This window comes from Acinetobacter sp. Ac8 (genome assembly GCF_055392545.1).
In genome coordinates, this window is the sequence record NZ_AP043689.1 from 1,123,150 (window position 1) to 1,143,256 (window position 20,107).

General features: G+C 37.4%; 17 protein-coding genes, 4 tRNA genes, 1 other RNA gene and 2 pseudogenes. 13 read left to right on the forward strand and 11 right to left on the reverse strand.

Annotated elements, in window-relative coordinates; all coding sequences use genetic code 11:
* The first annotated feature begins 36 nt into the window (after nucleotides 1-36).
* Nucleotides 37-486, forward strand: a complete 450-nt coding sequence (locus tag ACZ5QH_RS05410) for a hypothetical protein (RefSeq protein WP_303577690.1) — start codon at nucleotides 37-39, stop codon at nucleotides 484-486.
* Here ACZ5QH_RS05410 and ACZ5QH_RS05415 read toward each other — a convergent pair.
* The gene (locus ACZ5QH_RS05415) at nucleotides 483-2,390 is read right to left on the reverse strand and encodes a DNA primase (RefSeq protein WP_270382753.1); all 1,908 of its coding nucleotides are present in this window, start codon (nucleotides 2,388-2,390) and stop codon (nucleotides 483-485) included. The two genes, ACZ5QH_RS05410 and ACZ5QH_RS05415, sit on opposite strands and share 4 nt — an antisense overlap.
* A gap of 118 nt (nucleotides 2,391-2,508) precedes the next feature.
* On the reverse strand, nucleotides 2,509-3,531 hold the full coding sequence (locus tag ACZ5QH_RS05420) for an outer membrane protein assembly factor BamD (protein WP_004819623.1): 1,023 nt from the start codon (nucleotides 3,529-3,531) through the stop codon (nucleotides 2,509-2,511).
* 71 nt (nucleotides 3,532-3,602) lie between these two features.
* Between ACZ5QH_RS05420 and rluD the strand changes: the two genes are divergently transcribed.
* The gene (gene rluD, locus ACZ5QH_RS05425) at nucleotides 3,603-4,655 is read left to right on the forward strand and encodes a 23S rRNA pseudouridine(1911/1915/1917) synthase RluD (RefSeq protein ID WP_004722483.1); all 1,053 of its coding nucleotides are present in this window, start codon (nucleotides 3,603-3,605) and stop codon (nucleotides 4,653-4,655) included.
* Between the two features lie 49 nt (nucleotides 4,656-4,704).
* Here the strand turns inward: rluD and ACZ5QH_RS05430 are convergent, their stop codons facing one another.
* Nucleotides 4,705-5,475: a DUF4882 family protein gene (locus tag ACZ5QH_RS05430; protein ID WP_303577691.1), complete on the reverse strand. Its 771-nt coding sequence runs from the start codon at nucleotides 5,473-5,475 to the stop codon at nucleotides 4,705-4,707.
* An 81-nt stretch (nucleotides 5,476-5,556) separates the two neighbouring features.
* On the reverse strand, nucleotides 5,557-6,363 hold the full coding sequence (locus ACZ5QH_RS05435) for a DUF4882 family protein (RefSeq protein ID WP_303577692.1): 807 nt from the start codon (nucleotides 6,361-6,363) through the stop codon (nucleotides 5,557-5,559).
* Nucleotides 6,364-6,526: 163 nt separating this feature from the next.
* Here ACZ5QH_RS05435 and pgeF point away from each other — a divergent pair, with 163 nt between their 5' ends.
* The 4 genes and pseudogenes from pgeF to ACZ5QH_RS05455 form a co-directional block, all read left to right on the forward strand.
* Nucleotides 6,527-7,270 (forward strand): peptidoglycan editing factor PgeF, encoded by a 744-nt coding sequence (pgeF, locus tag ACZ5QH_RS05440; protein ID WP_303577693.1) that lies wholly within the window; start codon nucleotides 6,527-6,529, stop codon nucleotides 7,268-7,270.
* A 126-nt stretch (nucleotides 7,271-7,396) separates the two neighbouring features.
* Nucleotides 7,397-7,951: a flavodoxin family protein gene (locus tag ACZ5QH_RS05445; protein WP_034617506.1), complete on the forward strand. Its 555-nt coding sequence runs from the start codon at nucleotides 7,397-7,399 to the stop codon at nucleotides 7,949-7,951.
* Between the two features lie 439 nt (nucleotides 7,952-8,390).
* Nucleotides 8,391-9,716, forward strand: a complete 1,326-nt coding sequence (locus tag ACZ5QH_RS05450; protein WP_303577694.1) for a hypothetical protein — start codon at nucleotides 8,391-8,393, stop codon at nucleotides 9,714-9,716.
* 428 nt (nucleotides 9,717-10,144) lie between these two features.
* Nucleotides 10,145-10,420: pseudogene (locus tag ACZ5QH_RS05455) on the forward strand (hypothetical protein); the annotation flags it as partial.
* Nucleotides 10,421-10,461: 41 nt separating this feature from the next.
* Here the strand turns inward: ACZ5QH_RS05455 and ACZ5QH_RS05460 are convergent.
* Nucleotides 10,462-11,627 (reverse strand): IS3-like element ISAba21 family transposase gene (locus tag ACZ5QH_RS05460; RefSeq protein ID WP_085947552.1). Its coding sequence is split into 2 segments (ribosomal slippage): nucleotides 10,462-11,369 and nucleotides 11,369-11,627, totalling 1,167 coding nucleotides; the frame shifts between segments, so codons are not numbered across the junction.
* A 67-nt stretch (nucleotides 11,628-11,694) separates the two neighbouring features.
* On the opposite strand from ACZ5QH_RS05460, the pseudogene ACZ5QH_RS05465 reads away from it, so the two are divergent.
* Nucleotides 11,695-12,669: pseudogene (locus ACZ5QH_RS05465) on the forward strand (hypothetical protein); the annotation flags it as partial.
* Between the two features lie 56 nt (nucleotides 12,670-12,725).
* On the opposite strand, the gene smpB reads toward ACZ5QH_RS05465, so the two are convergent.
* Entirely contained in the window at nucleotides 12,726-13,202 is a 477-nt protein-coding gene (smpB, locus tag ACZ5QH_RS05470; protein ID WP_004722477.1) for an SsrA-binding protein SmpB, read from the reverse strand.
* Nucleotides 13,203-13,361: 159 nt separating this feature from the next.
* Between smpB and coaD the strand changes: the two genes are divergently transcribed.
* From coaD to ACZ5QH_RS05490, 4 genes are all read left to right on the forward strand, one after another.
* The gene (gene coaD / locus ACZ5QH_RS05475) at nucleotides 13,362-13,853 is read left to right on the forward strand and encodes a pantetheine-phosphate adenylyltransferase (protein WP_004722475.1); all 492 of its coding nucleotides are present in this window, start codon (nucleotides 13,362-13,364) and stop codon (nucleotides 13,851-13,853) included.
* A 1-nt stretch (nucleotide 13,854) separates the two neighbouring features.
* Entirely contained in the window at nucleotides 13,855-14,118 is a 264-nt protein-coding gene (locus tag ACZ5QH_RS05480; RefSeq protein ID WP_004722473.1) for a YfhL family 4Fe-4S dicluster ferredoxin, read from the forward strand.
* A 26-nt stretch (nucleotides 14,119-14,144) separates the two neighbouring features.
* Nucleotides 14,145-14,522, forward strand: an RNA gene (gene rnpB / locus ACZ5QH_RS05485) — RNase P RNA component class A.
* 64 nt (nucleotides 14,523-14,586) lie between these two features.
* Nucleotides 14,587-14,663: transfer RNA gene (locus ACZ5QH_RS05490), tRNA-Met, on the forward strand.
* An 80-nt stretch (nucleotides 14,664-14,743) separates the two neighbouring features.
* On the opposite strand, the gene ACZ5QH_RS05495 is transcribed toward ACZ5QH_RS05490, so the two are convergent.
* A complete protein-coding gene (locus ACZ5QH_RS05495) occupies nucleotides 14,744-15,700 on the reverse strand; it encodes an RDD family protein (protein WP_303577696.1) in 957 nt (318 codons plus the stop codon).
* Between the two features lie 240 nt (nucleotides 15,701-15,940).
* Nucleotides 15,941-16,026, reverse strand: a tRNA-Leu gene (locus tag ACZ5QH_RS05500).
* Nucleotides 16,027-16,242: 216 nt separating this feature from the next.
* Between ACZ5QH_RS05500 and ACZ5QH_RS05505 the strand changes: the two genes are divergently transcribed.
* Nucleotides 16,243-18,009, forward strand: a complete 1,767-nt coding sequence (locus tag ACZ5QH_RS05505) for an alkaline phosphatase D family protein (RefSeq protein WP_303577697.1) — start codon at nucleotides 16,243-16,245, stop codon at nucleotides 18,007-18,009.
* 58 nt (nucleotides 18,010-18,067) lie between these two features.
* On the opposite strand, the gene ACZ5QH_RS05510 is transcribed toward ACZ5QH_RS05505, so the two are convergent.
* From ACZ5QH_RS05510 to ACZ5QH_RS05520, 3 genes are all read right to left on the reverse strand, one after another.
* Nucleotides 18,068-18,799, reverse strand: a complete 732-nt coding sequence (locus tag ACZ5QH_RS05510) for a hypothetical protein (RefSeq protein WP_004722467.1) — start codon at nucleotides 18,797-18,799, stop codon at nucleotides 18,068-18,070.
* 123 nt (nucleotides 18,800-18,922) lie between these two features.
* Nucleotides 18,923-19,008, reverse strand: a tRNA-Leu gene (locus tag ACZ5QH_RS05515).
* Nucleotides 19,009-19,018: 10 nt separating this feature from the next.
* Nucleotides 19,019-19,092 (reverse strand) — tRNA-Cys (locus tag ACZ5QH_RS05520).
* Between the two features lie 152 nt (nucleotides 19,093-19,244).
* On the opposite strand from ACZ5QH_RS05520, the gene folD reads away from it, so the two are divergent.
* A complete protein-coding gene (folD, locus tag ACZ5QH_RS05525; RefSeq protein WP_004819653.1) occupies nucleotides 19,245-20,093 on the forward strand; it encodes a bifunctional methylenetetrahydrofolate dehydrogenase/methenyltetrahydrofolate cyclohydrolase FolD in 849 nt (282 codons plus the stop codon).
* The last annotated feature ends 14 nt before the right edge of the window (nucleotides 20,094-20,107 follow it).

Below are 20,107 nucleotides of genomic sequence, written 5' to 3' on the forward strand. Positions count from 1 at the left end.
GTGTATATATTAGTGCCATCAAATTAGAATAATGAAATGAAGGCAATTAAAATGCTTAAAACTTTATATATATTCATATTATTGTGTTTGTCAGTAGAATGTTTTGCAAAGCCTGTAAAAGACAGTGATGTATTATTGAACCAAGCCATCAAGGATCTACATAGCCTCTCTACGCAGGGTGGAATTATGGGGGTAATTGATTCCGTTGATCGATGCTATAAGAATCCCAAAAAACCTAAACTATATTGCTTTTATCTAGATTATTCAGGGCGGATATTTGATGCACTTATGGTCGAAAGTATAAATGCACACTCAGATTCTAATTACCCCACCAACGCGTTTTTTAGTGATGAAAACTTTCAAAAACGTATATTTATAAACCTATATAAGCCTTATGACTCTTCAATGGAAGAGGCCAATAGCCATATGAATTTTTTGTATTACAAAATACTTGATAAGCTCAATGAAGCGTTTATAGAAAATTAATGATGTACCAACTTTAAACTAATTTGTTTAGTCAGTTCATTGAGTTGTTTACGTAAATTACGTGATTCACTCAATGAGGTTGGTGCTTTAAGCTTTAATTTTAAATATTTCTCTTGCAAGGCCAAAGAGTAATCTGAAGCCAATTTATCTGCCATTTCAGGCGCTTCAGCCAAAGCCTGAATATTGGTACGTTGTATGATTTCAGAGAGTTCCAAATGATAAGCACCACATGCACCTAAAATATAATAGGTTGCAAGTTCCTGATCATCTGGTAGATCATCAAAGACACGGTCAAATACCGCTAAGATTTGCGCCAATAACTCATCTGGTTGAATCAATGCACGTAATACTTCAAAGTGAATATATAAAAATGGATGTTGCATCAAAATCGCCACAGCAAAGTCTTCATCTTTGGTGCGAATATTAAAAGACAATGAGGCATCTAAGCTGACTTGAGGCTGCCATTTTCGATTAAAACCTAACTTTTCTTTAAAAAATTGTCTTAATAAATAGCGGTAAGAACCTTGTTTAGGCAGTAACTCAGTCAGTTGATTGAGTTCAGCCATCACCTGACTTTTACCTTCAGGTGTAGCAACATCATAGTTTTGACTCAATAAAGCAAAGACAAAATCCGATAATAAAGGGGATTGTTGCCATATCCGTTGAAACGTTTCAAAACCTTCCTTACGAATCAACGAATCCGGGTCATGTTCTTTGGGGAGAACAAAGAATTTAAGTTCACGACCATCGTTCAATAAAGGTAAGGCAATTTCTAAGGTTCGACGTGCTGCTTTTTGTCCAGCGGCATCACCATCAAACGCAATCGTGATTTGATTGTTCTGCTTAAATAAAATAGTTAAATGATCTGCATTGCTGGCCGTACCTAATGTTGCTGTCGCACCAGAAATCCCATTCTGTTGTAAGGCGATCACATCCATATAGCCTTCAACCATGAGCCAATTTTGCGCACGATCTTTCCGACCTTCATACAAGCCGTAAAGCAGTTGGTTTTTATGGAAGACTTCAGAATCAGGTGAGTTAATATATTTCGGTTTGATTTCGTCATTCAATGCGCGACCACCGAAACCTACAACACGACCTTTGTTGTCTCGAATCGGGAAAATCACCCGATCACGCAACAAATCGAAGTCACGACCACTATCACTGGTACGAATCAGACCCAGTAGTTTTAAACCTTCAATATCTTGTGGGAAAGCTTTTTCTAAATGTTGCCAATCTTCTGGTGCATAGCCTAAGCGCCAATATTGGATTGTTTCGGCGCTTAAACCACGATGTTTAAAATAATTCTGCGCCACTTTACTGTTTGGTAATTGGCGTTCATAAAATTGCGCAATATTTTCTAACAGATCATAAAGGTTGCCATCTTGAGGGAGCTGATCAAAACCTACTGAGTCAAACTGGGTTGGATCGAAATGCTCAGGATCAGGATATTGGCTAAAGGCTTCAAAAGGGTCAATTTCTAGTGGCTGAACAGAATCTGTTTTTTGCTCAGCGGGTTTAGAATCGACTACTTTATTTTCTACAGCCTTCACTGCTGGCTTAGGTTTGGATACTTCACGTTTATACGACAGTTTTTTATTGTCATGATTGTCTTTGGGAAGTTCGACACCTGCATGGCTGGAGAGTTCTTTCATGACATCGACAAAATTTCGATTATCAATATCCATTAAGAAGCGAATGGCATTGCCATTTGCCTGACAGCCAAAGCAGTGATAATACTGTTTATCACGGTAAACATGAAAAGAAGGTGACTTTTCCTGATGAAAAGGGCAACAGCCTGAATAGGTGCGACCAGTTTTTTTCAATTTCACACGTTGACCAATCAGATCGACAATATCTGTGCGATCCAAAATTTGATCTATCGTGTGCTGAGGAATAGCCATAAATTTAATGTCATGTATCGTTTAAACCAATTTAAAGTTTAACGTAGTTTTGAGTCTAAAAATATCTATGAATAAAAAAGACGGGTAAAAACCCGTCTTGATTTGTCGCAATCAATATTTATTTACGTTGTCCATCATACAAACTTTCATCTGCACGTGCTGGCTCTTTAGACACTTCACGATTTGGACGATCAAGTAAGCCAAAACTCACTTTATTTAACAAGCTTGATTTTTGTTCTGCTTGATCAGACGTTTCAGAACTCGCTTCTTGTGATACTTCTGCTTTATCACCACGACCTAATATACCTAATGTTGCACGGTTCCACCAGCTCGCTTCTTTGCGTGCTGCGCGGATATTCACTTCACCATTAGATTTAACAAGGTTTGGATAGTTTTGCTTAAGCACGCCAATGTACTGTTGTGATGTTTCTTTATCGCCCAACTTGTCATAACCATATGCCATTGTTGCTAAGGCTTCAGGAACTTGAGGTGTTTGAGGGTAGTGTTCAATCACCCATTGTGAACGTTCAATCGCAGCCAAATACGCTTTACGTTTAATATTGAAACGTGCCGTATTCATTTCACTTTCAGCCAATTCTTGACCGATGTATTTCATTCGTTGTGCGGCATCAACTGAATATTGGCTTGAAGGATAGCGACGAATTAAGTCGACAAAATTTTGATAGGCAATTTTTAAATAACCTACATCACGATGTGCTTGTTTTAATGAGGTATAGCGAAGCAAACTGTCATAATTTTGCTCCATATTGGCTACGCCACGGACATAGTAGGCATAATCTAAATTCGGATGTTGAGGATTTAAACGAATAAAACGATCTGCCAGTGCAATTGTGCCTTCATAATCTTTTTGCTTAAATTTTGTGTAAAGCAATTCAAGCTGAGCTTGTTGTGCATATTGCCCAGTCGGGAAATAAGTATCCATTGCTTCTAACGCTTTTGCAGCATCGCCATATTGCCCACGGTCTAATGATTTTATCGCATTATTGTAATAAGTCTGCTCATTTGATTTCGGGCCTGTATCAACAACATCCTTCTTCGGATTGCTGCTACAGCCGACAAATGCAGTTGCTAAGCCTACAGTTAAAGCAAGCATTGTGACTTTATAACGTGGTAGCGACATAAAAATTCCTCTGTTTATACGGGCAATAGGCTACAATTGCGCTATTAAACCACTTTTGTCCGAATGAGCAAATGACTTCAGCACACTCTTCTAATTCTAATTTCCCAGAAAATGATTTCAATTTACTTGAAGATTCTGAGGATGCAGATAATCATAATTCTGCGCCGACTGCAACACGTTTATCGTTGCAATTTCAACTGGATGAAAGCTATTTAGGGCAACGTATTGACCAAGTCGCAGCACTGGTTTGGAACGAGTTTTCTCGTGAAAAACTCAAGCAGTGGATGAAAGAAGGTCATTTGTTGGTAAATGGTAACATTGTCAAGCCTAAGTATAAATGCGAAGGCAATGAACTTCTATGTTTAGATGTTGAATTGGAAGCACAAACGTCGGCACAACCTGAAAATATCCCTTTAAACATTGTTTATGAAGATGACGATATTATGGTCATCAATAAACCTGTTGGTATGGTTGTTCATCCTGGTGCGGGTAATCCAAATGGTACTTTGGTGAACGCCTTGCTTTATCATTACCCAAAATCTGCCGAATTAACTCGTGCAGGTTTAGTACATCGTATCGATAAAGACACCAGCGGTTTATTGGTTGTTGCTAAAAATTTGGAAGCGCAATTTTCTTTAAGTAAACAATTGGCTAAAAAAACAGTTTACCGTGTATATGACTTGATTTGTTATGGTCATATTATTGCGGGTGGAACGATTGATGAGCCGATTAAACGTCATCCTGTAGATCGTGTAAAAATGGCTATTTTACCGGGTGGTCGTGATGCTGTGACGCATTACAATGTTAAAGAACGTTTTCAGCATTTCACCCGTGTACAGGCACAACTTGAAACAGGGCGTACTCATCAAATCCGGATTCATTTCACCTATATTGGTTATCCATTGGTGGGTGATCCAGTCTATGTTAGCCGAGTTAAAGTTCCAGCAGGTGCTTCTGAGAAACTGAGCAGTGCATTGCGTAACTTTAAACGCCAAGCTTTACATGCCTCTAAATTAGGCCTAGTTCACCCACGTACACAAGAAGAAATGATGTTTGAAGCACCATGGTCAGATGATTTCGTTGAGTTGGTTGAAGTGTTACGCTCTGAAAACAAAGCCTATTAATTGATTTACATGATAAAACTGCTCAATGAGAGCAGTTTTATACATTGATTTAGTTACCACAAGCATCTTTTGTTCCTGTAGGAAAAGTATTGGTAAATTTTGATTTATCCGTGACTAATTCTAATGACATGGTTTTATTTAGGTATGGAGAGTTGGCTTCAAAACCACTGAATAGTGCTTGAGGTTGAAAAGTTAATGACTTAATTTTTGAATTAATCGTAGCCACATAACCTAAATTTTGTTTATTTAAAATAAATCCAATTTGATTGGCATTTTGATTGATATACACCCCTACATTTTGTGTAGCTGAAGCATCGTAAGGTTGTAGATAAGCATAGGTAATATCATTTTGATTTGTGATAGGATTCTTTTGCATCACCCAAATCAATAACGGTTTCTTATAATTCTGTATTGCTGAATTATTTCCATACATAATGGCGATAACACCCATGGTTTGATTGTTTTGATCAAACATTAATAAATTCATACCTTTGCCGATATTATTAGTCCCAGTTAATTCATTTGAAATCGTATCAATATTAAATTCAAATCCAACAATCCCCGTATTTGCAATTGGGAGTGTTCCTGTCGCAATATTGTTGCTGGAGCTGAAATTGCTATGGGTTGCTGAATATGTGATTTGGTTGGGTGCATTCAGTATTTTATAAGCAACTTTTTGACCTGATGCTGTCGGAAATTTTTGTGCTGCTGGATTAGCAGGTTCAGATAAAAAACCTTCTAAATCATAACGACATAGTGCAAATCCTTGCGTGCTGATAATACTCAGACTCAATAAAACAGAAAGCTTTAATTTTTTCATGGTTTTTCTCACTTTATTCTTTTATCAAACTTTGCTTAAGTTCTGAAATTTCATTAAAAATAAAACTTTAAGCTAAATTATTTAGTTGCCACAAATATCTTTTGTTCCTGTTGGGTAGGTATTTTTAAATTTAGATTTATCTGTTACCAATTCAATTGATACCTCCTGATTTAAATCTGATGCTGCAATATTACCGTATCCGGCAGAGATCATAAAAAATAAGTTGTCCAGTTTTGATGGGAGTGTTCCGATATAGCCATAATTTTGATGATTAAAGATTAACCCCACTTGGTTTGTTGATTGATTTATATAGATTCCCATTCTTTGATAACCATCAAGTGTATTTTGCACATGTAATGGTGATGAAAAGCTTTCAGGGGTAATAGAGGATTGATCATGTTGAAAAAATGTTCCAAAAAAATTGGTAGTATTTGTCTCGTCTGGGTTATTCATATAATTAATAATAATACTTGTCTGTTTATTGTCTTGTGATTTACCTGAAATCATAATTGGGAAAGAGATTAATTTACCTTTTCCTTTTAATGCATTTGGAACTTTAAAGTTGAGTTCAAAAGCAATAGTACCTGTAGATGGAAGCATTTGGTCTCCAACCGCTACAGATGAATTACCAATAATTAGATCTTTAAGTGCGTGGGTTTGTTTAGAATTAAAAGCCATAAAAGATTTAACTAGGGCATTTGTTAGTTTAAAACCAACTTTCGGCCCATTTTGCTGAGGAAAGCGAGTAACTGGTGGCGAACCAACTTCTTCTGGATTGACTACAATAACTTGTTCAGAAGTTGCATCAAATTTATACTCACAAACTGCTGAATAGGCATTAGTTATGCCTAAAAACGAAGTAACAATAGCCAATGTAATTTTTTTCATATCCACGCTCCGTGTGTTTTAATTTTTTTTAAATATAATATTAGTATAAATTAACAATTGTTGGTTTTTTGTATAAAATTTACTCAATCAAAAAATGGATTTTCAAAAGCTTTGTTAAATCAGCTTATGATAAGTTTAATAAAAATATTTCAATGAGCGTCATATGCAATTTGTTCAAGGATTACCTCAAGGTGTATATGCAGGCCAGACACATATACATCACCCAAAGGCTTTGCCATCTGTACAGCCTGAGCTTGAAGGTTTTAATTTGGCATTGCATGTAAATGACGATTCTCAACGGGTACAACAACACCGTATGATTTTACTGGATGAATTCGCAGAATTAGGTGTTAGTAAAATCACATGGATGACGCAAACCCACAGCACAATATGTCATACCATCAATGAAGAAATGACTTTTAGCGCATTGGAGGGGGATGGTTTGGTCACACAGACTCAGGGGCATGCTTTGATGATGATGACCGCTGATTGTTTACCCGTTGTATTAGGTAATGCCACAGGCACTGAGGTTGCCAACCTACATGCAGGTTGGCGCGGTTTAGCAGGGGGAATAATTGAAAATACCATTGCCAATATGAAGTCTCCACCTACTTGGGCTTGGTTGGGTGCAGCAATCAGCCAGCCTTGTTTTGAAATTGGCGCAGAAGTCAAAGCTGCTTTTTGTTCTAAATATGCTGAACTAGACACTGCATTTATAGAGGGTGAGCAAGCAGGTAAGCACTATGCGGATTTGTATGCGATTGCGCGTTATATTCTTAAACAACATGGGGTGAATGTGGTTACAGGAGGAGATCAGTGTTCTTATCGTCAAGATCAGGATTTCTATTCTTATCGTCGCCATACAAAAACAGGGCGTATGGCTACTTTTGTATTTATTCGGAATTAAATCTTTATTTTTAAATAGATTTATCGTTGTTTTAAGCGTTATGTCATAGGTTTTCTGAACATTACAAGAATTGTTTAAAAATGAATTGATGTTAAACTTGACCAAATTTGTTTGTTTTCAATTGATATGTCTTTATCTGCTAAATCTATCGCGATCGTTTACCACAGTCCATTTGGTCATACTGCAAAAGTTGCGAATTATATTGCACAAGGTGCAGAGAAGATCGGTGTAACTGTTCATCAAATGGATATTGAGCATATTGATTGGGATATTTTAGATCAAGCGAATGCCATAATTTTTGGCTCACCGACCTATATGGGAAGTGTTACAGGTCCATTTAAAATGTTTATGGACTCTACATCTAAACGTTGGAAAAATCGTGATTGGCAGGGCAAACTTGCTGCTGCATTTACCAACTCTGGTGGTTTAAGTGGAGATAAGTTATCTGTACTGCAACAGATTAATATCTTTGCAATGCAACATGGCATGTTATGGTCTGGACTCCCTTTAATGCCTACAGGTGTTAAACCCACAGATTTAAACCGTATGGCGGGTTATTTAGGGTTAATGACACAATCAGATAATGCACCAGTTGAAATTACACCGCCTTCTGGTGACTTGCAAACCGCAACATGGTTTGGAGAGTATATTGCGTTACTCATAAATAAAATTACGCCGTAGTTGTTCATTGGTATTCGATAAAAGAATGGAAAATAGAATAAATAAAAAATTTTATAATAGGCTTTTTTGATAAGCCATTTTTAAACTATAGATCAATATAAAAGCCCCACATCCTAGGCTTCTCCCAACGGGAGAAGCAACTTTAAATACCAATATAATTCAATCAATATGATTATTTTTTGCATTCATGGAAAGGTATTATGCACTGGTGGTTTATGATCTGCTTTGGGCGGATTATTATGGTATTATTAAGTATAAATATACAATTGTTAAAATTAGTTACATAAAGTAATATAAGTGAAAAATCCTTTAGAATCATTGTGAGGGTGATGTAGAGTGTTGTAAAAAGTATAAAATATAAATATTTACGACGAAGTGATGTTTTCTTTATTTAACAATTAGTATATTTTTTATCCATAATAAGATCTGAGAAGATGGTATGGATATCAAAAAAAACCGAGCAATTGATAAGAAAATCATTAAAATTGCAAAACTGGCTTTCATTTGTACAGGATTGTTTTCTTCAATCCATAGTTTTGCAAGCACTCTACATTCTGAGAGTTTAATCCAATTAAATGATGCTGAACTTTCGGACGTGAGTGGTCAAGCACTGATGAGCTTGAGTTATATTGCCCCAAATGACTCAATCAATAACATGCAAGGACAAGATGTCGGTTTCTATAAACTTGGACTGGAAGCTGAGCTTGACCTAAATGCCAATATTAAAAAATTACAACTGGGTTGTGGTGGGGTAAACGGGGCGGGCGGTTGTGACATTGATATTGATAATTTAAGTCTTTCAGGTATAGCAGATACGCGTGAAGGACGTGTGGGTTCGAGTGCAAAATTAACCAATCCCTTTGTGGAATTTGCGATAAAAAATCCCAATTCTGCGTCAACACGAGAAGTGGTTGGTCTACGTTTAAGTGCTGAAAAAGTTTTAGGCTTATTAACCACAGGAATAGAGAACTCTGATCTTCCCAATGGGATAAATAGTTTAAGCGGGGCAATTAAAATTAAGGCGACCACAGGAACGGGATTTACAGCTCCAAGAACGATGAGGATTAACGATACAGGGATGGCTATTAATGGTCGAATTCGGCTTTTAGGAGGGTTAATCCAGCCAACTTTTAATACAGATGATTATAATTTACAGTTGCAATCAACCAAAGCGAATTTATTGATCAATGGTACAACCTTAACAGGTACGCGTTTAACTTCTGCAAAACTATCAGGTACTGCATTGATCGATAATTTAAACTTTGGTGGAAATATTACTGCAAGGGTAAATTTTCTAATAGCTTCATGGATTCCTTTAACTATTAATTCAAACGGCTATATATCAGGCTTAAGGGCTGACTTAGATATTGAGCAAAATCTAGGGTATATTCATAAATTCCCATTAAACAATCCATTCTCTTTATCACTACAGTCCGCTCAGGTTCACTGGCCTGGCGCTGAATACGCTGCGAATCGCGGATGGTGGTTGGCTATAGAAGATGAAATTGATATTGGTAAAGTTGTACCTAAAAATCAGATTGATGTAACCAATGATATTCTTAAACAAGTTGTACCCAGTATTAACAATTATTTGACAAATAACCCACCGACCTGTCAGGGTGTTATTGGATGTTTGATTACTGGTCTGAATATTGGTAATGTCAATTTATCGTCGGCAAATCCATTATATTTCCCAATTAAGGATTTACCCTTAGCAACTCAAGGTTTTGCACCTAACTGCTATGGTAATCTAAAATTCTGTTAAATCTTTAAGACTAAAGGAAGCCTCCGTCTGGAGGTTTTTTATTGCTTATACAAGATTGAGTTTTATCGCTTTACCAATCATGACCACTGACAATAACCTCTTAGGTGACTTGTAAACCACATGATGTGCTGAAAAGTAGATTGTATGACTATTAAGTATAAATATATAATAATTAAAATTAGTTACATAAGTAAATATCAATAAAAAGTCTTTAGAATCATTGAGAAAGTAATCTTGGTTTGCATAATTGTTATAGTATTGAGATATTTAATTCACTTTTCTATTTGCTTTATTTGTATTTTAGTATATTTTTTATTCATAATAAAATGAGATTAGCTGATATGGATATCAACTATAATAGAATGATTGATAAGAAAATCATTAAAGTCGTAAAGAATGTCGTAATTTATGCTGGATTGTTTTCCTCAATGCATTGTTTTGCAAATTCTCTATACTTGGAGAGTCTAACTCAATTGAATGACTCTGAGCTTTCCGATGTTCATGGTCAGGCACTGATGAGCTTGGGTTATATTGCGCCAAATGACTCAGTCAATAAGATGCAGGGGCAAGGCGTTGGTTTTTATAAACTTGGACTTGAGGCCGAGCTTGAATTGAATGCCAACATTAAAAAGTTACAGCTCGGTTGTGGTGGGGTAAATGGGGCGGGTGGTTGCGACATTGATATTGATAATCTGAGTCTTTCTGATATGTGCTGAATTAGCAGGAGACTTTCACTTGGGATATGCTAGGCAGCTAACCGATAAAAGTTCTCTGCTATTTGATTTGGCGTTTTAAAATCCAAACTCTTTTGAATTCTTCGCTGATTATAAAATAACACAATGTATTTTGTAATATCTGCTTTAGCTTCATCTCTGGTTTTATAGTTGCAATGATGCACTAATTCATTCTTGAGTATGCCCCAGAAACTTTCAATCGGTGCATTATCGTAACAGTCCCCACGTTTGCTCATTGAACCTTGAAAATCACATTTTTCCAGTATCTTTCGATATTCATGGCTGCAATATTGGCTGCCTCTGTCCGAATGAATAATTAAGCCTTTCGTTGGTTTTTGATTACGAATCGCCATAGTCAGTGCATTGCAAACAAGTTGTGCGGTCATACGCTCATTTAAGCTATAGCCAACCACTTGTTTCGTGTACAGGTCTTTTACTGCTGCCAAGTATAACCAACCTTCAGCAGTCCAAATGTATGTAATATCGCTTGACCATGCAAGATTGGGCTTAGTCATTGAAAACTGTTGCTCTAGTAAATTTGCGTAGATCGCTCGATTATGATCACTCTTCGTAGTTCTTTTGAAACGCTTATGACGCTTACAATACAGCTGGTTGAGCTTTTTTATTTGACGTACAGCATACGTACTGATTTTGATACCTTGCGCTTGTAAATGCTTAGTTAATCGAATATAGCCATAGCTTTGTTTAGTTTCCTCATGAGCTATTTTGACCAAAATTGTCTGTTGATTTCGCTGAACCAATCTTTTATTCATGCCTCGTTTTAGCCAATCATAAAATCGTGACACTGAAACGTGAAGTAATCTAGCCATAAAGCTAATCGGGAATAAATATCTTTGCTGTTTCATATAGGCGTACCTTACTGACTTTCTTTCGCAAAGTACGCTGCTGCCTTTTTTAGAAATTCACGTTCCATTTCAGCTGTTTTGAGCTGTTGTTTGAGCTTTTTATTTTCTTCGAGTAAGGCATTTAGATCAGGTGAATATTGTTTAGTGCCTGCTAAGGTGCCAGTCTTTGCTTTATTATTCCAATTTGAAAGAGTTTGCATTGAAATGCCAAGTTGTCTGGCTGTTTCCGATACATTGCCTTGATTGGCTTCAATCAATTTTATTGCTTCAACTTTAAATTCTGCGGTGTAAGTCTTCTGTTTCTTGCTCATGGTAAACTCCTGATGAGTGTCTATAGTTTACCAAGTTAAAACCTCCTGTTTTCTCAGCACACATCATTCAGGTTTGGCTGATACGCGTGAAGGACGTGTGGGTTCAAGTGCAAAATTAACCAATCCATTTGTAGAATTTGCCATAAAAAATCCCAATTCTGCTTCAACAAGAGAGGTTGTTGGCCTACGTTTAAGTGCTGAAAAAGTTTTGGGAATGTTGACCGCAGGTACTGAAAATACAGGTTCGCCAAACGGAATTAATAGTCTCAGTGGTTATATGAAAATTAAAGATACTACTGGCACAGGCTATACTCAGGCACGTAATATGTCTTATTCAGACACAGCTAAAACTATTGATGCAAATATTAATGCTCGGATTTGTGTAATTCTTTGCTTGAATATTCCTCTTGGAGTGAGGTCAAATAACTATAGTTTAAATTTAGATTCAGCTAAGGCTGATATTTTTATTAATGGACAAACCATATCTGGCAATAGGATGAATAAGGTACTTTTAAATGGTTATGCAAATATTAATAGAATTAATTTTTCGGGTAATTTAGAAGCATCGTTGAATATTACAGCCGGCTTATTTAAGCTTCAAAAAACGGTTGATGGTAATATTACGGGGTTAAAAGCGAATGTGTCTGTTGATCAAAATTTAGGTTATATCCATAAAATTAATTTAAATAACCCTTTTTCATTATCTCTGCAAAATCAAAATGTATGGTGGCCAGGAGCTGAAGTTGCTGCGCAAAGAGGCTGGTGGATGGCATTTGAAGATTCTATTGATATTGGAGATGTTACACCTAGTCAAAAAATTATTATTACCAATGATGTACTTAAACAAGTGGTAGATCCGATTAGTAATTACTTAACCTCAAATCCGATTCCATGTAGTGGATTGGGTGGGTGTTTAGGTGGTTATTTGGGTATTGGAAATGTCAACTTACCGAATACATCAGTAAACTTTCCGTTAAAAGATCTACAACTTAAAAATCAGGACTTTGCTCCCAACTGCTATGGTTCGTTAAAATTCTGTTAAAAAGATGTTTAAAAGAAAAAACCTCCATTTTGGAGGTTTTTCATATATCAAACAGATTATTTATGCATGATTCGTGATTTATCACGCTGCCAATCGCGATCTTTTTCAGTGGCACGTTTGTCATGTAACTGCTTACCTTTTACCAAAGCAATCTCAAGTTTAGCCAAATGACCTTTCCAGTAACACGCCAAAGGTACGCAGGTATAACCTTTTTGATTGACAGCACCCAGTAGCTTTTCAAGCTCACGGCGCGAGAGCAACAGTTTACGGGTACGTGTCGCTTCAGGGACTACGTGAGTAGATGCTGAAAGTAAAGGTTGAATTTGAGCACCGAAGAGAAATGCTTCATTATTTTTAAAGGTGATATAGCTTTCAGTAATGGTCATCCGCCCAGCACGTAATGACTTGACTTCCCAACCTTGTAAAGAAAGCCCAGCTTCAAATTTTTCTTCAATAAAATAATCGTGGCGTGCACGTTTATTTTGTGCAATCGTCCCACTATTATTTTTTTTAACGACAATGTTTTTCGACATAATACAAATATTCCAAGAATAGCCTTATTTTGCCTCAAACTTGGCTTCAGGTGAAGTCATTTCACAATTAAAGCCAAAGCTAAATCAAAAGAGGTTATTCGCTAATATTTAAGTTTTTGTTAAACTATAGCCCTACATAACAAACTAGAGTACAAATGGATGTCTAAAACTCGTGTCATCTATCCAGGAACTTTTGATCCAATTACCAATGGCCATGTTGATTTAGTCGCACGTGCTTCACGAATGTTTGATGAAGTTGTGGTCGCAATTGCAATTGGGCATCATAAAAATCCAGTCTTTAGTTTGGAAGAGCGTGTAGAGTTAGCAAAGATATCACTCAAACATTTACCCAATGTTGAGTTTGTCGGTTTTGATGGGTTATTGGTAAATTTTGCACGTGAACAACATGCTACAGCAGTGTTACGTGGCTTAAGAGCTGTTTCAGATTTTGAATATGAATTTCAGCTTGCGAATATGAATCGTCAGCTTGATCATGATTTTGAAACAGTATTTTTAACACCATCAGAGCAATTTTCATTTATTTCTTCGACGATGGTTCGAGAAATAGCACGATTGAAAGGCGATGTGGCAAAGTTTGTTCCGCAATGCGTTGTCGAAGCCTTCCATCGTAAACATCAACAAGGTTGGTAGCGTGTCTTTAATTATCACTGATGAATGTATCAATTGTGATGTATGCGAGCCTGTATGTCCAAATGATGCCATTTTTATGGGGGAGGAGATTTATGAAATCCATCCTAACCTATGTACAGAATGCGTCGGGCATTTTGATCAGCCACAGTGTGCGCTTTTCTGTCCAGTCGACTGTATTCCGCTCGATCCGAACCATGTAGAGAGCCAAGACGACTTGATGGAAAAGTATAAAAAACTAATTGCTCAAAAAAGCGCAAGCAATTAGCCGAGAAATTTGTTAGGATACGCCCCGAAGTGAGCCAGACGATCGCTGCTGTGGAGATCTCCGTGATTGAAGCAGGGGAGGAAAGTCCGGGCTTCATAGGGCAAGGTGCCAGGTAACGCCTGGGCGGTGTGAACCGACGGAAAGTGCAGCAGAGAGTAGACCGCCTTCAATAACGTTTCTTTTCGGAGAAATGGAAGGTAAGGGTGAAAGGGTGCGGTAAGAGCGCACCGCATGGCTGGTAACAGTTCATGGCATGGTAAACCCCACCGGAAGCAAGACCAAATAGGGATCCTATAGGCATGGCCCATGCTGGATCCGGGTAGGTCGCTTGAGCGTATGAGTGATCATACGCCTAGAGGAATGATCGTTCTAGACAGAACCCGGCTTATCGGCTCACTTCGATGAATTTTATTTTAATTAGTGCTTGACGTAACATTGTTTACAGCAGATAATGCGCGCACAGTTTTAGGCTATGTAGCTCAGTTGGTTAGAGCACCGCACTCATAATGCGGGGGTCACAGGTTCAAGTCCCGTCATAGCCACCATTTTTATAGACCACGTTTCCAAAAACGTGGTCTTTTTTTATCTACAAGATTTAAACTTTAACAGCGAGACTTGGTCTTGTTTAAAAACCAAGGTTTAGCCCTGTACTCTCCCCAATATAGCTTAAGCTACTTTTAGGCGTCTTTTTATAATCATAAAGCGTTGTTTTTGATAATTTAGCCAAGCCAAATTGATAAGAAAAGTTAAATTGCACCTGAGTGATGTGGTATTGCGTTAACACCTCAGCGTGTTGTTGATTAATCTTTTCTAGCAATGTTTCGGCACGCTCAAGGTCATCCAGATAATCTGGCTGATTCACATTTAAAATTAAAACCTGATTTGTGGATTCGGCTTCTCCGATGAAGGTATGGCGACTTTCAACTTGAGCATTTTTAATGTCATTGGAGATCAAACTAAAATCATTGGCTGACATTGCTTTGCTTTGGAAATAACCCCATAAATTGACAGAAAAAATCACAATCGTTAACAGCGCAATGATGTAGTAATGAATACGCCATACAGATTGGCGTGGAATATTGGATTGAGCGTTTCTGAGGATTTGAGTTTCACTGATTAGATCGTGCAGAGATTGTTGGCTATTTCCATTAAAAATAGCCAAGTAGAAACAGGCAAAGACGATACTTTGAAAAAATGCCACAAGTAGGCTGAGTGAAAGATGCTGAGTTGAATATGTTTGTAAATAACCAGCAAAGCAAAATGGAATGATAAAGATACTTGATCTAACCAGAGAGCGCATAAATGGAATTGAAGCACCATTTAAGTCTTTTACCCTAATTTTACCCAGGATTTTCCCAATGGTTTTACCATTACCGATATGGCTGTTAAAAGCAGCAAAATAAAATAGACAGAGGAGCGTACCTATACATTGGAAAATAAAAGGAGAATTTTCAAAATATGGGTAGAGTATTTTGCCCGTCACTAAACAGGCTACGCCGACGGTAATACAGTCGATGATAAATGCGAATATTCGAGGAAATATAGGGGCGGCTTTTTGAGTTTCAGTAGTAATTTCAGACATGGTATTGGTTTAATTAAGTTTATGAAAATATTAATAATTAATGTAAATTTAACATATTATAAGTTTTTTAATGAAAAATAACCACAAAAATATAGTTGAGCTATCACGCTTTTTAGCAAGATGTATTGAACTTTGCGTTATTTTTAAATTGGCGATTTATAGATGATTTACAAATTTTAGGCATAAAAAAACCAGCTTATCGCTGGGTTCTTTATTGCACCATTTTAATAAGACTTAAAATGGTGCCCGAGGCCAGACTCGAACTGGCACGCTTTGTGGGCGGGGGATTTTAAATCCCCTGTGTCTACCGATTTCACCACTCGGGCATGTGCGCAATAATAAAGGACAGTTTTTCTCTTGGCAAGCGTATTTATGTCGATTTGCTTTCTTTTCAATCAATTCATGTGCTTATGTTTGAAAATAAAGCATTTTAAGCCGTTGAATGGGTATTTTGTCATGATTTTTTCATCAATTTGAGATTAAAGCGAAATATTAAGCCTTTAAATTGATTGGATAAAAAAACTTAGAGGAAACCAACTTCAATGCCAAACTCAATTTCACGCCGTGAACTTATTCAAAAGTCATTAGCCAGTTTTGGGGCATTATCTATACCAGTGTCGTTGACTGCTTGTGGGAGTGATAACAACGATTCAACATCTCCTACAACAAAAGTTGAATTTTTACATGGTGTTGCCAGTGGCGACCCGTTAAAAGATCGTGTGATTTTGTGGACGCGTATTACCCCGCAGGATACATCTTTGCGTTTAGAGGTGGTTTGGGAAATTGCCGCAGATGATAAATTTACGCAAGTGATCAATACTGGAAAAGTGCAAACAGCATCAGCTCAGGATTTTACTATTAAGGTCGATGCAGACAAGCTTAAGTCTGGGCAAACTTATTATTATCGTTTTAAATTTGGTTCGGTGATTTCGCCAGTAGGGCGTACCAAAACATTACCTGAAACCACCAGCTCGGTGCAGTTTGCGGTGTGTTCATGTTCAAACTATCCTGCTGGCTATTTCTATGTGTATAAGGAAATGGCAAAACAAGAGGTTGATGCGATCATCCATTTAGGGGATTACATCTATGAGTATGGTAAAGATGGATATGCCACAGAAGAGGCAGTAAAGCTGGGTCGTACCCTCGCTGCTGACAATGATAAAGAAATTATCAAGTTGGATGATTACCGTAAGCGTTATGCGCTTTACCATACTGACGCCGATTTACAGGCCGCACATGCCCGTCATCCTTTTATCGTGATTTGGGACGACCATGAACTGGCAAATGACGCATGGAAAGACGGTGCAGAAAACCATCAAGCCAATGAGGGTAATTTCTTAGACCGTAAATTGGCAGCTTTACAAGCCTATTTTGAATGGATGCCGATTCGTCCTGTATCTGCAACAGATCACTTAAATATTTATCGCCAGTTTGACTTTGGTTCATTGGTACAATTGACCATGTTAGATACCCGTATTTTGGCACGTGATAAGCAACTTGATTATGCCAATTATATGACGGCTTCGGGCTTAGATATCGCTAAGTTTCAGGCAGATTTAACCAGTACTACGCGTACACTGATGGGTTATACCCAACGTGAGTGGCTACAAAAGAAACTGGCACAATCTACCGCGACTTGGAATGTATTGGGTCAGCAAGTGTTGATGGCAAAAATGTTAATCCCTGCTGAATTGCTATTGTCTTTATCTGCAATTACCAGTGGAAATGTCACAGCCGAAACTTTGGCAAAAATGAATCAGCAGATCATCGAGTTAGTTACTTTAAAAGTTCGTTTGAAAAGTGGTGATCCAACATTAACCGCTGCAGAAAAAGCCCGTGTAACCACAGTTGCACCCTATAATTTAGATGCTTGGGATGGCTACTATGCAGAACGTGAAATTTTATATGGCACACTTAAAACATTAAATAAGAAAGTTGTGGTGTTGGCGGGGGATACCCATAATGCATGGTCTGCTGACTTGCATACTCAAGCGGGTGATTTTGTTGGGGTTGAATTGGCAACCAGTTCGGTCTCTTCACCAGGGATGGAAAAGTATTTAAGTATTCCTTTGGCACAGTTACAACAATTTGAAATGGCCTTCACCACGCTCATTGATGAATTGAATTACACCAATTTAAATCAGCGAGGGTACTTAAAAGTCAGCTTTACAGCACAACAGGTACAAGCAGATTGGATTTTCTTAAATAGCATCAAGGAAAAAACCTATACGGTGGATACGGCTCGTGCCCATCAAGTGGTTTTAAATAACAATTTGGTTGATGTAAAGACTGTTCAGAAAAGTGCATAAATTTTCAAGCTTAAAAAGCCGAGTTTAGATCACTCGGCTTTTTTAACGCTATTATGGATTACATCATACTGTCCATATAGGCATCTAAATCTTCATATTTATAGGTTTTACACATTTCATTTTCATATTTTAATAGTTCTAAATGTAATTCTAAAAAGGTGACTAAGCGCTTTTGATAAAATTGATATTTCTCAGAATCTTTGGCCAAGAATCGCATTTTGAATTTGGCTTTCTTGGCTTGTTTATAAGCCCATAAACAGCTTTTTCGAATCTGTTGTAATTGGTAATATTCAGTGTCTTTGGTGCTATCTCTAAATAAATTTTCTTTATAAAATTTAACAAAACCAAAGCTCATTGCAAAGAAAAATAACAGACCTTGTAGCAGGGTGCTTTCTATAAAATAAAGATTGAGGGCTTGCAGGACGATCAGTACTGCAAGTTTAAGCGGAATATTATTGAGTTGTTGGTATAAATGTGTCGAACTGTGTTTTATTTGTTTGATAATGATCGGAACAATAATCATAAAAAATAACATAATCGCTAAAGCGGCAATGCCATTGGCTTGAAAGCTATCGAATTGAGGAAAATGATTTGCAATATACTGACCTAAACTAAAATAGATGCTGCAAAAAATCATAATCGACAAAATCCAAGGAATAAATTCCTTTGCTTCATCTAAAAGCCCTTTGGTTTTAATTTGACTATAAAATAGAAAGTTGCGCTTAAATGCTTGTGGGTATTGTTGTTGTAATTGATTTAAATAGAGGGAAACTTGCTTGTTTTGAATCATATAGGCTTCGCTTATCTAAATTTCACTTTGGATATTAACATAAAAAACAATATAAAATTTTAGGCATAAAAAAACCAGCTTATCGCTGGGTTCTTTATTGCACCATTTTAACAAGAATTAAAATGGTGCCCGAGGCCAGACTCGAACTGGCACGCTTTGTGGGCGGGGGATTTTAAATCCCCTGTGTCTACCGATTTCACCACTCGGGCTTTACAAGATTGGAGGCGGAGGTCGGAATCGAACCGGCGTACACGGAGTTGCAGTCCGCTGCATGACCACTCTGCCACCCCGCCATGTCTTGGTGATGCACATATTAGCAATCTTTGAAAAAAAAACAATACTATAATTCATGCATATGCACATAAATTCAGCATATGAAAGAAAATTGTCTAAATAATCATGTATTATTTGCAAAATTGATTCATATCTACTTTGGAGATGTGCCGTGGCATTGGTATTGGATGGTCGCGCATTAGCGAAACAAATTGAAGCAGACTTGTTGACTCGTGTTGAAGCTATAAAAGCAAAAACAGGTCGTACCCCAATTTTAGCGACTATTTTAGTGGGTGATGATGGTGCATCTGCGACGTATGTACGCATGAAAGGAAATGCTTGCCGTCGTGTTGGTATGGATTCTTTAAAAGTAGAGTTAGGTAAAGAAACCACAACTGAACAATTATTGGCTGAAATTGAAAAATTAAATGCCAATCCTGATGTTCACGGTATTTTGCTCCAACATCCTGTGCCTGAACAAATTGATGAACGTGCTTGCTTTGATGCCATTTCACTTGAAAAAGATGTAGATGGGGTAACTTGCTTAGGTTTTGGTCGTATGGCAATGGGTGAGGCTGCTTATGGTTCGGCAACACCTGCAGGTATCATGACGATTCTTCAAGAAAACAAGATTGAAATTGCGGGTAAACATGCAGTTGTGGTAGGGCGTTCGGCTATTTTAGGTAAGCCGATGGCAATGATGCTACTTCAAGCCAATGCAACAGTGACAATCTGTCATTCTCGTACACAAAACCTTGCTGAATTGGTAAAACAGGCTGATATTGTTGTTGGTGCAGTCGGTAAAGCTGAATTAATCCAAAAAGACTGGATTAAGCAAGGTGCTGTTGTGGTTGATGCTGGATTCCATCCTCGTGACGGTGGTGGTGTGGGTGATATCCAATTGGTCGGTATTGAAGATGTCGCTTCAGCTTATACACCAGTTCCAGGTGGTGTAGGTCCGATGACGATCACAACGTTGATTCGTCAAACTGTGGAAGCTGCTGAAAAAGCGTTAGCTTAAGTCCTGTTTTATTC